The following is a 15,995-nucleotide window of genomic DNA, read 5'->3' on the forward strand; positions in this document are numbered from 1 at the left end:
ACGTTTTATTTTCATCTTACAAGCCCATTTTTGTGACGTACGTCTAATTTATTTGTATCACAAAAACTTCGTATTACAGAACGGGATCTTTATCCTTGTTTTCCCCTGACAAATAGCGACAATGCGCTCGTTCCTATATTCCGTTCCGTTCCCTTTTTATTGGATATCATAGTATGCAAAATACATCGTCAGCGTCAGCAACAGGTGCGACAAAAGCCAAATGGACCTATAAATATTTCACATGGGCTCTTTCTCTATTTGGTACTGCAGTAGGTGCCGGCGTTCTATTTTTACCAATAAAAGCAGGTGCGGGCGGTTTCTGGCCTCTTGTTATTTTGGCACTTATTGCAGCACCAATGACATGGTTTGCACATAAAGGCTTAGCACGTTTTGTATTATCCTCAAAAAACCCACATGCTGATATTACTGACACTGTAGAAGAGCATTACGGAAAAACTGGTGCTAACTTAATTACTTTCGCTTACTTCTTTGCTATCTACCCTATCGTATTAATTTACGGCGTTGGTATTACAAACACTGTTGATTCATTCATGGTTAACCAACTAGGTATGGAATCAGCACCTCGCTGGCTACTATCTGGTGTTTTAATTTCACTGATGACTGCGGGTGTAGTCTTTGGTAAAGAACTGATGTTGAAAGCAACATCAGCCATGGTTTACCCATTAGTTGTTATTCTTTTGATTCTTTCTGTGTACCTAATTCCTGATTGGAACATGTCAATGGTACAAACAGAAGTAGATTGGTCTGCAATGCCAACAATCATCTGGCTTGCGATTCCAATTATCGTGTTCTCATTTAACCACAGCCCAATTATCAGCCAGTTTGCTAAAGAACAACGTCGTATTTACGGTGATGAAGCAGTTAAGAAAACTGACATGATCACTGGTGGTGCTGCAATGATGCTAATGAGCTTTGTTATGTTCTTTGTATTCTCTGTTGTACTTTCAATGACACCAGAACAACTAAACATGGCACAAGAGCAAAACATTTCAGTACTGTCATACCTAGCTAACGTAAAAGATTCACCAGCAATTTCTTACTTAGGTCCACTAGTTGCATTTGCTGCAATTACATCAAGCTACTTCGGTCACTTCTTAGGTGCCCACGAAGGTCTTGTTGGCTTAACTAAATCTCGTACTAAGATGCCAATTGCTCGAATTGAAAAAATCTCACTAGCTTTCATTGTGATCACAACCTGGATTGTTGCAATCATTAACCCAAGTATTCTTGGTATGATTGAAACAATGGGCGCACCAATGATTGCAGGTATCTTATTCTTATTACCTGTTATCGCAATGCAAACAGTACCTGCAATGGCTAAATACAAAACATCTGTCTTTGCTCGTATCTTTACCATTTTATGCGGTATTGCAGCTATCACATCTGTCATTTATGGCGCATTTTAATATAACTATTAAAAATGTGATGATTGCGAATAATTAATCATATAAAAGCAAAAATATGTGCTAGTACTCATGGTGTTTACTAGCACAAATAACGTAAAATAGACGATACTTAAGAGTAAAGATGTTTAATCATCCTTACTCTTTTAGTTTAAGTGCGCTCGCCAAGGAAGGAGCGAGGATATCAACGAATGACAGTCTTCATCGGAGGCAAGAACAGCTTCCCCTTGACTGAGGTAATAACATGATCAGTATTTTCGATATATTCAAAATTGGTGTAGGCCCTTCTAGTTCACACACTGTTGGCCCAATGAAAGCAGGTAAAGAGTTCATCGACGACTTACGTGCGTTAGGCCAATTACGTGACGTGACAAAAATTACCGTTGATGTTTACGGTTCTTTATCGCTTACAGGTAAAGGCCATCACACTGATATTGCTATCATTATGGGCCTTGCTGGAAATTCACCTGAACATGTTGATATTGATAGCATTCCTGGGTTTATCTCTCGCGTAGAAGAAACTGAACGTCTTCCTGTTGGCATGCACTGCCATACTGTTGATTTCCCACGCGATGGCGGTATGAACTTCCATACGACTAACCTATCTCTTCATGAAAATGGCATGTCAATTCATGCTTGGCAAGATGACAAGGTCATTTTCTCTAAAACTTACTACTCTATTGGTGGCGGGTTTATTGTTGATGAAGAGAACTTTGGTAAAGAACAAGCAAATACTGTTGAGGTTCCTTACCCATTCTCTTACGCATCTGAATTGCTAGAACAATGTAATCTACATGGCCTTTCTGTTAGTGGGCTCGTTATGGCGAACGAACGCGCAATGAATGCAGAAGACGAAATTAGCACATACTTTGCTAATATTTGGAAAACCATGCGTGAGTGTATGGAACGCGGCATGAATGAAGAAGGTATTCTTCCTGGACCACTACGTGTTCCTCGTCGTGCAGCAGCATTACATCAACAACTGATTACAACAGAAAAATTAAATAATGATCCAATGACAGTTGTTGATTGGGTTAACATGTATGCATTTGCTGTTAATGAAGAAAACGCAGCTGGTGGCCGAGTAGTAACGGCACCAACAAATGGCGCATGTGGTATTATTCCGGCTGTTCTCGCTTATTATGATAAGTTCGTACAATCTGTTGGACCAAAAGAATACATCCGTTATTTTGCAGCATCAGGTGCTATTGGTGGTCTATATAAGCGTAATGCTTCTATTTCTGGCGCTGAAGTGGGTTGTCAAGGTGAAGTCGGTGTTGCTTGTTCAATGGCTGCAGCAGGTTTAGCAGAACTAATGGGCGGAAGTCCTGAGCAAGTTTGTATAGCTGCTGAGATCGCAATGGAGCATAACCTAGGTTTAACATGTGACCCAGTAGCCGGACAGGTGCAAGTACCTTGTATTGAACGTAACGGCATTGCAGCAGTAAAAGCAATTAATGCAACCCGAATGGCGCTTCGTCGTTCATCAGCACCACGTGTATCACTTGATAAAGTCATTGAAACGATGCTTGAAACAGGCAAAGATATGAATGCTAAATATCGTGAAACATCACAAGGTGGCTTGGCGATTAAAGTCATTTGCTAATGTAAAATGAACATTTAACGCAATTAACTAAAAAACTATCTTCGGGTAGTTTTTTTGTTTTACGCTCAAAATATTTATCTAAAAACCACAAACATATACAACATGATTCATTATTAATCACCTCATAACACCTATGAATTTAGATATATAGTCATATTATATCAATATAACTATCACTCTTGTTCATTACTTCTTATATCTCTAATTGTATCTATTCTTTCGTTTCTTTTCGTCCTATACTCAATTACATATACTCATTATCATTAATGTAGTGTAAGCATGGATGCGTATATCGCCTTTACATCATTGATGTTCGATATGTAATGAAGGATTTATTCCCTTTATAGAGAAGCAATATTGCTATGAAATATAAGCGTATCCTCTCGCAGAGCCATGTTGTTCTGAAAGAGTTTTATGTCGATCATCATTTAATTGTGAAGTTATCAAATGCAGACGGTAATATTCATATTAATGGTCATGTTATAGATATAAAAAATAATAGCATCTTAGTTATACCTAAATTTAGTCATATTTCTTGTTCAATTAATCAATTAAATAATCAAGAAAATATTGAACTACAAATATTAATGATCAATGAAGAGTCAATTACTGAAGCATTTAAATATATAAGTGCACTTAGGCAACCAACGTTAGCAACTTCAAATTGCTCACCTACTTATATCATTGATTCATCAGAAATTGTTGAGCAAAATTTCGCATTATTTAATCAACTATTGCCCAGCATTAGTGGATCAACAATGGAGCAAACTTTGCTGAGCCAATGCTTAGTCTTTATTTTAATAGCACTGAATAATACTGGTATTGATGTTTTCAATGTTTATCGTTTTAATTATGACGAGCCTAAAGAGCGCACAATTGCACGATTAATCACCCAAGATCCTCAACGCAAATGGAGTGTTGATGATATGGCAAAAGCACTATTTACAACGCAATCAACCTTGCGTCGTCATTTAGCAAAAGAAGGTGTTTCATTTAGCCAGTTATTACTAGATGTTCGAATGGGACTTGCACTTAATTTTTTAACTTTTTCTAATTATTCAATATCGCAAATTGGTAATCGTTCAGGCTTTGGTAGTGCCGCTTATTTTTGTGATGCATTTAAACGTAAATATAATGTCACACCATCACAATTTAGAACCAGTGCAAGAAAAGAAAATGATATGGATGCTGATGGTTGTTTTACTTGTAAAGATCACACTGAATATTTACCAGAAGCATGTCATTAGCAACCATCATTCAATAAAAAAACCTCGTCAATGCGAGGTTTTTTTATACACCATGAAAAGCAGATATAAAAAGCCCCACTTCAATAAGTAGGGCTAATTTCAAATCGTAACCGGTTACGCTACAGCGTTAGCTTGTTGTAACTCGCGATCTTTAGGCGCAACACCTACAGGTAGAATTACACGACCGTACTCTGCATTTAATACTTGTGCCATTGCAAAATAAATAGCACTTAAACCACAGAAAATACCTTCGATACCCGCAATAAAGCCAATCGTTTCGTTACCCGTAAAATCACGCGCCGCAAGCAAGAAGAATAGAATCGTTAGAGAACCGAAAACAACTTGCTTCGCTGGTGGGTAACGTAAAGAACCAACATACATAAATGCTGTAAATACACCCCATAGTAGTAAGTACCATGCCATGAACGGTGCTGGACTTGCCGCAAAGCCAAGTTTTGGCAACATAAGTAAACCAACTAATGACAACCAAAATAAGCCGTAAGAAGTAAATGCCGTTGTGCCGAAGGTATCACCACGCTTAAAGCACATCATACCAACAAGAACTTGCCCTAAACCGCCATAGAAAATACCCATAGCTAGAATCATCGAGTCTAGAGGAAAAAATCCAGCATTATGAATATTCAAGACAATGGTCGTCATGCCAAAGCCCATTAGACCTAATGGTGCTGGATTAGCAAGTTTTGTAGACATTTTATTCCCCTACAGGATTTACAACAAAAATAATAAAAATTAAAAATATGTGCGCATATTTATGCGCGGCGGATCTTAATGTAAGCCGCGGAACAGATCAATGCTTATATCACTAAAATCAGCATCTAAATTAAATACATCCTATTAAGGCATAAAACTAACAGCTAAGATTTATGATACTGAACACGTAATTTTATTTACCTTTATTAAATTACTGTTCCCTTGCCTTTTTACCTACAAGCAAGAAATAAAGCGTATATAACCTATTAATTTTAATCATTTAATTAAATTTTACGTCAAAAAAAGGAAATTGTTCTATCTATTTTAAACTTACATTTATTTGATAATTTAAAATTAAATTTTAAGAAATGTCGCTAAAAAATCGATTTTTCTCGAATGTAGAGCTAAAAAAAAAGCAACCTGAGTCACTTTTTCATACAAAACCAGTAAAAATCAATATAATCATACATTCATTGAATCAGTACTATTTTCTCTTATAACTGACCTTATGACATTGAAGCATGGCAATCATTGTGACAAACTTGCCTCAAAATTGTGATTAATCGCTGCTGATTTAATGGTAACGGATTACCTTTAATGACACAGGTACGTAATGCGTCCTCTGCAACCTCTTCAAACATGGTGTTGCATAACCCATAATCAGATAATAACGGTAACTGTAATTTTATCAGCATGCTATCAACCCATTGCACACTATCCTCAATATTAGCCTCATTATTCATCGTTAATATAACCGCTAATTTACGATAACGCGCCAGAACATCGCTGCGGCCTAATTCTGTTGCAACAGAGATATTTTCTTTCATCACGTAAGGCGAGAGTCGCGCCGTAATTAATCCATGGGGAGCATCTAAGCGACCACTTAATGCTGATGCTAATCCATGAGCAGCACCTAATTTAGCATTTGAACGCGCCATACCACCAAGCATTGCAGCAAAAGCCATGTCACATCGAGAAGGATAATGATCATCTTTGCAAGCAGGTAAAATTGACATCGCAATACGCTTTAATCCTTCCTCGCAAATCATGTCGGTCAATGGATTTTGTTCGCCACACACATACGCTTCCATTAAATGAGTAAAAGCATCCATGCCACAATATCCTGACAGCACTGCATCCATACCATAGGTTAATGTCGGATCAATAATGGCTAAATCAGGAAATAACTCCACATTACTTAAATTCACTTGTACTTGTTCTTGTGCAGATTGTAAGACAGCACTTTTACTAACTTCAGCGCCAGTACCCGCCGTGGTTGGAATTGCGATAAAAGGTAGTGATTTAACTTGTAAAGGAACATTGCGCCCGACAACATCGACATAATCATAAACACTGCCTTGGTTAGGAATTAAGGCCGCCAGAGATTTAGCTACATCAAGTACACTCCCCCCTCCGATACCAATTACCATATCAGGACAAAAAGTCCGCCCCATTGCAGCCAACTCTTCCATCATTGCAATTAAAGGTTCGCTTTTAATCACTAATCGCTGATAACGCATATTCTGTTGTTTGAAATATTGCTCCAGAGGTAGTGAACGTTGCTGATCTTGCCCGGTCACCAATAGCACACTGTAACCAAATTGATTAAGCAGCGATAAAGAATCATGCAGAGCACCTTCACCAAACACTATCCGTGTTGAAGTCATAAACTGAAACATAGTTATTTATCCTGTTTTAAATGATATTTATTCTATGGAAACCTCGTATTTAACCTTCGCTACGTCTTTTATCAAGGTTCACTAATTTATAAACTATCTAAAATTAGATTCTATTAGATGGCTTAATTTAATATTGATTACAAACAAGTTTTTATACATTTCAATTACTACAACATTAATATCAATACTGACTCACATTTAGTATTACTACGACAATAAAATACATGTAGTAAAAGTCACTTCTCATCGTAATAGAAGCGCAATAGTACGTCGTTAAGCTACGTAACATTCGAAGGCTAATGGTAAATTAGGTGATGCTAATTTAAATGGCTATATAGTTAAGTTAAGCAGGCTCAGTATTTGGTTTTTTATGCTTTGATACTATTTGACGTTAGACTCACTACATCGCTTTTATCTATTGGTTTAACAGAAAAAACCTGCTTTCTCTATTACCACTGCCGCGTTATAGTAATAACAAATTATGCAGGAGAAATTTATGTTCGTTGTTATTTTTGGTCGTCCAGGTTGCCCATTTTGTGTTCGCGCAAAAGAATTAGCAGAAAAAATCAAAGAAGAACGTGACGATTTTAACTTCCGTTACGTTGATATCCACGCTGAAGGTATCAGTAAAGCTGATTTAGAAAAAACCGTTGGTAAACCCGTTGAAACGGTACCTCAGATTTTTGTTGATCAAGATCACATTGGTGGCTGCACTGAATTTGAAGCTTATGCAAAAGAACATAACCTTCTATATAAATAAACACCATATTATTGATTAACAAAAAGGCTGACATTGTCAGCCTTTTTTTATAATTTTATAATTGTCATTCATTATTAAAACACTATTTTTTAACGTATGACGCACCTTTAAACAACCCTTCAAAAAAAATACAAATTATATTGAAGAGTTCGTTTATAAAATGGCTTTTCGTTATTTATTTCTAATATAAACTATAACCTCTGTTCAAAATCAGCTAGAATTTACCTCACTTTTATCTTTCCATTATTTCGGAAATCCGTCGTGAACATTGATGTAGCCGCTCTTCTACACCAAAATGATATTTTATTGCTATTTGTAGTCCTTGCTGTTGGTTTAAGTATCGGTAAAATTCGTTTTGCCAAAATGACACTAGGTAACTCTATTGGCGTTCTACTTACTGCTTTATTATTTGGTAATGCTGGTTTTACGTTTGACACTGACGCACTAAATATTGGCTTTATGCTATTTATTTTCTGTGTGGGTATAGAAGCTGGACCAAACTTTTTTGGCATCTTCTTCCGTGATGGTAAACACTATTTATTACTTGCATTAGTTGTCTTGTTGTCATCAATCGCTATAACGATGACCATGGCACGTTATCTGCACATGGATATAGGTTTAGCAACAGGCCTGATGGCTGGCTCACTAACAGCAACGCCAGTACTTGTGGGTGCAAAAGATGCACTTCACAACGGTCTAGCGGGTATTACTGATCCCGCAGTCATTAAGCAATTAAGCGAAAGTTTAAGTGTTGGCTACGCTATGTCTTATCTTGTTGGCTTAGTCAGCTTGATTTTCCTTGCCAAATTAATGCCTAAATTGCAAAAACAAAACCTTGCCGAATCATCACAGCAAATTGCACGTGAACGTGGCATCGGTGAAGTTGCACAACGTAAAGTATATCTACCCATTATTCGTGCCTACCGCGCAGGCCCTGAGCTTATCAACTGGATTGATGGTCGTAATCTGCGTGAGCTCGGTATTTACCGCCAAACAGGTTGCTATATTGAACGTGTTCGTCGTAATGGTATCTTAGCTAACCCTGATGGTGACGCTATTTTACAAGAAGGTGATGAAATTGCGTTAGTTGGTTACCCTGATAGCCATGCACGTCTTGATCCTAGCTTCCGTAATGGTAAAGAAGTGTTTGACCGCGATTTACTCGATCTACGTATTGTAGAAGAAGAAATTGTGGTTAAAAATGATGGTATTGCAGGTAAACGCTTATCCGAATTGAATTTATCTGAATATGGTTGTTTTCTTAACCGTGTAGTTCGTGCACAAATTGAAATGCCAATGGATCATAGTATCCTGCTAAATAAAGGCGATATTCTACAAGTTAGCGGTGAAAAAAGCCGTGTTTTAGGACTTGCTGAACGTATTGGTTTCATCTCAATTCACAGTCAAATTGCTGATCTGCTCGCTTTCTGTTGTTTCTTTATTATTGGCCTATTAATGGGCTTAGTCACAATGAAATTTGGTCATATTGCTTTTGGTTTAGGTAGTGCTGCAGGATTATTGATCGCAGGTATTACATTAGGTTTCTTACGTGCTAACCACCCAACCTTTGGTTATGTGCCTCAGGGCGCACTTAATATGGCTAAAGATTTAGGCTTAATGGTATTCATGGTGGGGATCGGTTTAAGTGCGGGTTCTAATCTATTTGCTTCTATCGGCAATATAGGTTTAACCGTCTTTATTACCAGCTTAATGGTCAGCGTCATTCCTGTCGTATTAGCCTATTTATTTGGTGCTTACGTACTCAAAATGAACCGAGCATTATTATTTGGTGCCATCATTGGTGCACGAACATGTGCCCCGGCAATGGATATGATCAATGAGCATGCTCGTAGTACTATTCCTGCTTTAGGTTATGCGGGAACTTATGCGATTGCCAATGTCTTACTGACTATCGCAGGTACACTGATCTTTATTTTCCAATAAAACCATTATCTTTATAGAGACTGACTTATTAGTTAACTAATGAGTCAGTCTCTATTCAGTCTGACTCTTTACACTACCTATTAGCGTTAAAATGTAACTAGCAAGACAATTACTTTATTTTTTATCCTACTTTTTGCGCTAATTTACATACCCTATCATGAAGTTACGGCAACAATAACTAATGCACTTTATTAGTTGATACTTTACCATGACTTATCAATACCATCCGTTATCTCTGGTGCCCAATCTATGCGTATTCTTATTGTCGAAGACGATGCTATTCTTAGCCATCACCTAAAATCGCAACTCAGCGAGTTAGGAAATCAAGTTCAATGTGCCAACACTGCCGAAGAAGGGCTATTTTTTGCACAAAATTATCCTAATGATATCGCTATCGTCGATATTGGCTTACCTGATAGAGACGGGATCAGCTTAATTAAAGACATGCGTAAAAAAGGCTTACGTCTACCAATCATGATCCTTACCGCTCGTTCTAATTGGCAAGATAAAGTCACAGGTCTTGAAGCTGGTGCTGATGATTATTTAGTAAAACCGTTTCAAAAAGAAGAAATGGTCGCTCGTCTTAGTGCCCTTGTTCGTCGCAGTGCTGGCTTTGTTAAACCAGAAATGACCGCTGGCGATATTCGCGTCGATTTACTCGCAAAGCAAGTTTATGTTTGTGACGAACTACTTGAACTAACTGCATTTGAATATGATTTATTAGAGTATTTAATGCGCCATAGCCGCCAAGTTGTATCAAAACAACGACTACTTGATGTGCTGTATGAAGACCAAGAAGGTGATCCAAATACGATTGAAGTTATGATCAGCCGCCTACGTAAAAAATTCACTAAAACAGGACAAAATAACCCTATTTCAACCATTCGTGGTCAGGGCTATATTTTTGAAATCAGCGCACAATGAAACGTTTTTTCCAGCCTAGATTAAGACAACGAGTATTGATTACCTCCGTCGCTATCATTGCCTTAGTGACTTCTGCGCTAGCTGCGGTTATCAATAAACTCTACTCTCAAAGCTATATGGCATCATATTCCTCGGAACTTGTTGCTCAAATGCCAATGGTTGTCGCACAACTTAATCGAGCTGGATTAATTAAAGATGTCGATAAATGGATTGATTCTCTCGATCCTTCTGACACTGATTATATTGCGGTTGTTTGTGATCAAAGTGATAAAACAACCTGGGTATCAAGTCAAGCTGCAAAAGCCAATTTACGTGATGTTTGCCGTTATTTGCCAGAAGATATTTCAACACCCACGTTAATTAAAATGAAAAATCATCAAGGTTATATTGCATATAATCTCAGTCGTAATAAAGAAGATGGCACAATTTATCAATTAGTCGTTCTTCGCTCTGCGAATGCCTATGAGTACTCTTTAGCGCAATTACATAAACGTACCGCTTTCTATTTAGGACTATTTGTCTTAATTGCCGTTGCCTTTTTGATTGCTGCTTTCCATTGGGGATTTCAGCCTTTACGAAAATTAGCATCGCAATTGGATCAAATGACCGAAGCTAAACGAGAGAAACTAGATGATGATTATCCGATGGAGTTACAAGAAGTAACGATGGCGGTTAATCGATTAAGCCGCATTAGTAATGACCAGCAAGGACGCTATCGTCATGCGATGGATGACCTTGCACATAGCTTAAAAACACGTTTAGCCGCCACCAATGCCCTGCTTGATGATTCATCCTTAGATCGCCGTGAGCTTAATCAACGTATCATGGAACAAATCAGCCAGATGGATGATTTGGTACAATATCAACTCAAACGAGCTATGGTCGGTCAACAAGGGTTACAAAAAAGTAATGTTGAGCTTAAACCGATTATTACCAGCCTAAATCGAATGTTAAATAAAATTTATGCTGATAAAGACGCGATATTGCATTATCACTTTGATGACAATTTAAAATTACCCATCAATAAAGATGATTTAATGGAATTATTTGGCAACATGCTCGAAAACAGTTTTCGCTTTTGTATTAGCCAAGTAAAATTATCCGTTATTGAAAATAGTGATTCTTTCACTATTTTCATTGAAGACGATGGCCCAGGGGTTAAACCTGCATTACGTGAAGCTATTTTTCAACGTGGTGTGCGCGCAGATCAACTCAATCCAGGGCAAGGTATTGGCCTCTCTGTATGTAATGAAATTATTGATAGCTACCAAGGTAAGATTCACGTTGAAGACTCAGAGCTTGAAGGTGCAGCATTCATTATTGAGCTTCCAAAAAGCTAATGGTTAATCGTTTTATCTGATTTATTAGCCAGCACTTTTATGCTGGCTTTTTAACACCTTAAAAATATAAAATTATTATGAATCAATAGGATAAATGCGATCATAAATCAAATTATATCCATATGCGTAGAATAAATAAAATATCACCATACCAATATCTAACACTAACGCATGCCATAAACTTACATTCAGCACCCATGCTAAAACTGGAATAGTGAAAATTAATAATCCAACCTCAAAACCTAAACTATGTACTATCCGTTGCGACATTGTTTTTTGAGTCACGTTATATTTTTTATACATTAACCGATCAAACCATAGGTTATATAAGTAATTCCATACTGTGGCTACAATAGAAAAAAATATCCCCATAATACCGACATGTCCAAGTTCAAACCCAAATTGACTTAAAATACCCACCATCAATATCAGACCAATAATCTCAAAACCAATAGCATGGCGAATGCGATCAAACGTTGTTCTCATAGTAAATGCTCTGTTGTGAACCAATAATATCTTTCACTAATATATCTACAAATCTCACCAATAAAAGTCATTAACTATCCGCTTAACAGATAGAAAAAAGAGCAAATATAAAAAAACCGCCATCACTGGCGGTTTATTCAATATCTATTTTATGATGCGATTATTAGATGTCTGCTACATCAAAATCAACAACAGGATTCACATCAGCATCGTAATCAATGCCATCAACACCAAAGCCAAATAGCTTCAAGAATTCATCTTTGTATTGTTGGTAATCAGCAACATCATATAAGTTGTCATTGGTTACTGTTGACCATTGATCACGACAATGCTGTTGAATATCTTCACGCAATTCCCAGTCATCTAAACGAAGACGATTTTCAGCATCAACGTCAGGTGCCGTGCCGTCTTCTTTATATAAGCGCTGCTTAAACATACGTAGGATCTGCTCCATGCAGCCTTCATGTACGCCTTCTTCACGCATTTTCTTAAAGACCATTGCAATGTACAACGGCATAACTGGAATCGCAGAGCTTGCTTGTGTAACAACACTCTTTAATACAGCAACATTGGCAGAACCACCCGTCGCACTTAGCTGAGTGTTTAGTTCTTTCGCGGCACGATCTAGGTCCATTTTCGCTTTGCCTAACGCGCCATGCCAGTAAATTGGCCATGTTAGCTCAGTACCAATGTAACTAAAGGCTACGGTCTTACAACCATCAGCCAATACACCAGCATTTGCTAGCGCATCAATCCATAGCTCCCAATCTTGGCCACCCATAACAGTAACAGTGTCTTCAACTTCTTGTTCTGTTGCAGGTTCAATACTGGTTTCAATTAATACGTTTTTATTGGTATCAACGGCTGTTGTTGTGTACGTTTCACCCATCGGTTTTAGGCATGAACGAATCACTTCACCAGTCTCTGGCAATTTACGTACTGGTGATGCCAGTGAGTAAATAACCATATCAATTTGACCAAGATCTTGTTTAATCAAATCAACTACTTTTTGTTTTGCTTCGTTAGAGAACGCATCACCATTTAGACTTTTTGAGTAAAGACCTTCAGCTTTAGCAAACTTGTCAAATGCTGCTGAGTTATACCAACCTGCAGTACCTGGTTTTTTCTCTGTACCTGATTTTTCAAAGAAAACACCAATTGTTGCAGCACTGCCACCGAATGCCGCAGCAATACGTGATGACAAGCCGTAACCACTAGAAGACCCTACAACCAAGACACGCTTTGGTGCATTTACAATTGGACCTTGAGCTTTAGTGTAAGCAATTTGCTGCTTTACGTTATCTTCACAACCAACGGGATGCGTTGTTGTACAAATAAATCCACGAGTTTTAGGTTTGATGATCATTTTCAGCTTCCCTTACATAATTATGAATAGGATAAAAGGTTAATGGCAGATACGCATTAAATTTATGTCCTAAATGAACAAAAATCGTAGTGGTTGGAGGTGTTACGCTAAATTTTGGTCAAAAAAAGTGCCACGCATTTGCGTGGCACACGGGAGAATCCAGGTTTATATATCAAAGACTAAGTACCCTAAGCTGCCTTCCCTGGTAGCAAACTTAGTTATTAAAATGGCTAGCACAGAAATGATCGACTTGAATCGCTTTCTGCCTTAGTTGCTCAGCATTCTCTATTTTTTTTACCTCCTCTTCTGTGACCACTCCCGCATCCAACGCTAACTGTAACTTCTTATTGAATAAAGCTTTGCGTGGGATCTCACCATTGCGTGTTGCTTGCATTAATTTGCGTTCTAAAGGTTTGATCTCATGCACGGCAATAAATGCGCGTTCCATAATTGCTACGGGATCATCCTCTCTATCGCCGACATAACATAAATGTGTTAATCGATCGCGATGTACACTCGGTGTCATTAATAATGCTGCAATACTGATACTAATTTCATCTTTAGGCGCCGAATAATGTATACCCAAAGGGAATGTTAATAATCGTAATGTGCGTCCAACCCCTTTACGAGGAAAATTCGTAAACACTTCATCAAATGCGACGCCACATTGATGCAAACAATGCTGTAATGCATAATCAACTAGCGGTAGATCTTGCGGCTGACGACCTTGGTCTTCAAATCGTTTCAATGTTGCTGATGCTAAATATAAATAACTAAGCACATCACCTAAGCGAGCAGATAATAACTCTCGACGTTTTAATTCACCGCCTAAGCTCAACATTGATATATCCGCACAAACGGCAAGCGCTTTTGACATACGGCTTAAATGGCGATAGTAATGACGTATTTCTCCACGAATAGGAGCACGATTAAAACAACTGCCACTCACCGCGTTTAACAACGACTTGGTTACATTACGGGTCGCAAAACCAATATGCTGCATCAACAAGCTATCAAAATCGTTCAGACCTTGATCTGAATCTGGGTTAGCTGCTGCTGCCATTTCATCAAGTACATAAGGATGACACCGTGTTGCGCCTTGACCAAAGATCATTAAATTACGGGTGATTATATTTGCTCCCTCAACGGTTATTGCTACTGGAATACCAAAATAATGATGACCCAAATAATTCATTGGCCCCAATTGAATAGCCCGTCCAGCATGTACATCCATCGCATCATTTAAAACGGTTCGAGACATCTCTGTCATATGGTATTTAGCAATGGCTGTCACAATGCCTGGTGTTTGCCCCATATCTAATGCCGTTGTTGTCAATGTTCGAGCCGCTTCTAGCATATAAGTAAAGCCACCAATACGACCTAATGCTTGTGCTACCCCTTCAAAATCACCAATCGGCATACCAAACTGTTTACGTACAACAGCATAGGCTCCCGTTGTTTTGGCAGCTAAGTGCCCAACAGCCGTTCCTAAAGCAGGCAATGATATACCTCGTCCTGCAGATAAACACTCCACCAGCATTCGCCAGCCTTTTCCTGCATAATCTTGGCCGCCAATGATCCAGTCTAATGGAATAAACACATTATGACCGCGCGTAGGACCGTTCATAAATGCCATATTAAGTGGATCATGCCGCTCACCAATATCAACGCCAGCATGATCAGCCGGAATCAACGCACAAGTAATACCTAAATCGACTTTATCGCCAAGTAAACCTTGGGGATCTTTCATTTTAAATGCCAACCCAAGCACCGTCGCAACAGGCGCTAGCGTAATATAACGCTTATTCCATGTGAGGTTTAAGCCGAGAACTTGCTCACCATCATATTCCCCATAACAAACTATTCCCTCATCAGGAATGCTGCCAGCGTCAGATCCTACTTCTGGACCTGTTAATGCAAAACAAGGAATATCTTCTCCATTAGCGAGTCGAGGTAACCAATATTCTTTTTGTTGTGGTGTACCGTAATGGGTAAGTAATTCACCGGGACCAAGTGAATTTGGCACCATCACACAAACTGCAGCACTTAAACTTCGGGTCGCTATTTGTGCCACAATCGTTGAATTAGCATGGGCTGAAAAATTAAGGCCGCCATATTGTTTACTGATAATTAACGCAAAGAATTTTTCATTACGTAAAAATTGCCAAACTTCAGCGGGTAAATCTTTTTGTTGCTGCACAATTTGATAATCATTTAACATTGCTAATAAGATCTGCAATGTTGTATCAATAAAATGTTGTTCTTCTTGCGTCAATGTCGGCTTAGGGTAATCAAGCAATGTTTGCCATTGTGGAGCCCCACCAAATAACTCACCGTCCCACCACACACTACCCGCTTCCATTGCTTCTTTTTCAGTATTAGACAGTGGCGGTAATAATGTTTTAAACCGTCTAAAAACAGGATCACTTACATAACGTTTACGCATGGTTGATAACGAGCTCATAATGCATATCCTTTTGTGATTCAATGACTATGTGGTGTACTGAT

12 protein-coding genes are annotated in these 15,995 nt (G+C 38.2%); 7 read left to right on the forward strand and 5 right to left on the reverse strand.

Annotated features, from left to right (window positions below):
- The first annotated feature begins 173 nt into the window (after positions 1 to 173).
- The 3 genes from CIK00_RS00785 to CIK00_RS00795 all read left to right on the forward strand — a co-directional run bounded on the left by CIK00_RS00785 (position 174) and on the right by CIK00_RS00795 (position 4,277).
- Entirely contained in the window at positions 174 to 1,427 is a 1,254-nt protein-coding gene (locus CIK00_RS00785) for an aromatic amino acid transport family protein (RefSeq protein WP_101767025.1), read from the forward strand.
- Between the two features lie 241 nt (positions 1,428 to 1,668).
- Positions 1,669 to 3,030 (forward strand): L-serine ammonia-lyase, encoded by a 1,362-nt coding sequence (locus tag CIK00_RS00790; RefSeq protein WP_101767026.1) that lies wholly within the window; start codon positions 1,669 to 1,671, stop codon positions 3,028 to 3,030.
- 362 nt (positions 3,031 to 3,392) lie between these two features.
- Positions 3,393 to 4,277, forward strand: a complete 885-nt coding sequence (locus CIK00_RS00795; RefSeq protein ID WP_101767027.1) for a helix-turn-helix transcriptional regulator — start codon at positions 3,393 to 3,395, stop codon at positions 4,275 to 4,277.
- Between the two features lie 114 nt (positions 4,278 to 4,391).
- Here CIK00_RS00795 and CIK00_RS00800 read toward each other — a convergent pair whose 3' ends face one another.
- Positions 4,392 to 4,988, reverse strand: coding sequence for an acetate uptake transporter (locus CIK00_RS00800; protein ID WP_101767028.1), 597 nt, complete (start codon positions 4,986 to 4,988; stop codon positions 4,392 to 4,394).
- A gap of 506 nt (positions 4,989 to 5,494) precedes the next feature.
- Positions 5,495 to 6,667, reverse strand: coding sequence for an iron-containing alcohol dehydrogenase (locus CIK00_RS00805; RefSeq protein ID WP_101767029.1), 1,173 nt, complete (start codon positions 6,665 to 6,667; stop codon positions 5,495 to 5,497).
- 496 nt (positions 6,668 to 7,163) lie between these two features.
- Between CIK00_RS00805 and CIK00_RS00810 the strand changes: the two genes are divergently transcribed.
- The 4 genes from CIK00_RS00810 to CIK00_RS00825 all read left to right on the forward strand — a co-directional run bounded on the left by CIK00_RS00810 (position 7,164) and on the right by CIK00_RS00825 (position 11,635).
- Positions 7,164 to 7,427: a GrxA family glutaredoxin gene (locus CIK00_RS00810; protein ID WP_045035599.1), complete on the forward strand. Its 264-nt coding sequence runs from the start codon at positions 7,164 to 7,166 to the stop codon at positions 7,425 to 7,427.
- Between the two features lie 261 nt (positions 7,428 to 7,688).
- Entirely contained in the window at positions 7,689 to 9,371 is a 1,683-nt protein-coding gene (locus CIK00_RS00815; protein WP_101767030.1) for an aspartate:alanine antiporter, read from the forward strand.
- Between the two features lie 249 nt (positions 9,372 to 9,620).
- Positions 9,621 to 10,295: a response regulator gene (locus CIK00_RS00820; protein WP_045035601.1), complete on the forward strand. Its 675-nt coding sequence runs from the start codon at positions 9,621 to 9,623 to the stop codon at positions 10,293 to 10,295.
- Positions 10,292 to 11,635: an ATP-binding protein gene (locus CIK00_RS00825; RefSeq protein ID WP_101767031.1), complete on the forward strand. Its 1,344-nt coding sequence runs from the start codon at positions 10,292 to 10,294 to the stop codon at positions 11,633 to 11,635. The genes CIK00_RS00820 and CIK00_RS00825 overlap by 4 nt, the downstream gene beginning before the upstream one ends.
- A gap of 75 nt (positions 11,636 to 11,710) precedes the next feature.
- On the opposite strand, the gene CIK00_RS00830 is transcribed toward CIK00_RS00825, so the two are convergent.
- The 3 genes from CIK00_RS00830 to CIK00_RS00840 all read right to left on the reverse strand — a co-directional run bounded on the left by CIK00_RS00830 (position 11,711) and on the right by CIK00_RS00840 (position 15,951).
- Positions 11,711 to 12,121, reverse strand: coding sequence for a PACE efflux transporter (locus tag CIK00_RS00830; protein WP_101767032.1), 411 nt, complete (start codon positions 12,119 to 12,121; stop codon positions 11,711 to 11,713).
- Positions 12,122 to 12,284: 163 nt separating this feature from the next.
- Positions 12,285 to 13,487 carry an enoyl-ACP reductase FabV gene (gene fabV, locus CIK00_RS00835; RefSeq protein ID WP_101767033.1) on the reverse strand — a complete coding sequence of 401 codons (1,203 nt, stop codon included), beginning with the start codon at positions 13,485 to 13,487 and terminating at the stop codon, positions 12,285 to 12,287.
- 214 nt (positions 13,488 to 13,701) lie between these two features.
- Complete coding sequence (locus tag CIK00_RS00840; RefSeq protein WP_101767034.1) at positions 13,702 to 15,951, reverse strand: acyl-CoA dehydrogenase; 2,250 nt, start codon at positions 15,949 to 15,951, stop codon at positions 13,702 to 13,704.
- Positions 15,952 to 15,995: the final 44 nt, after the last annotated feature.

It is taken from the genome of Photobacterium carnosum (genome assembly GCF_002849605.1).
Lineage (GTDB): Bacteria > Pseudomonadota > Gammaproteobacteria > Enterobacterales > Vibrionaceae > Photobacterium > Photobacterium carnosum.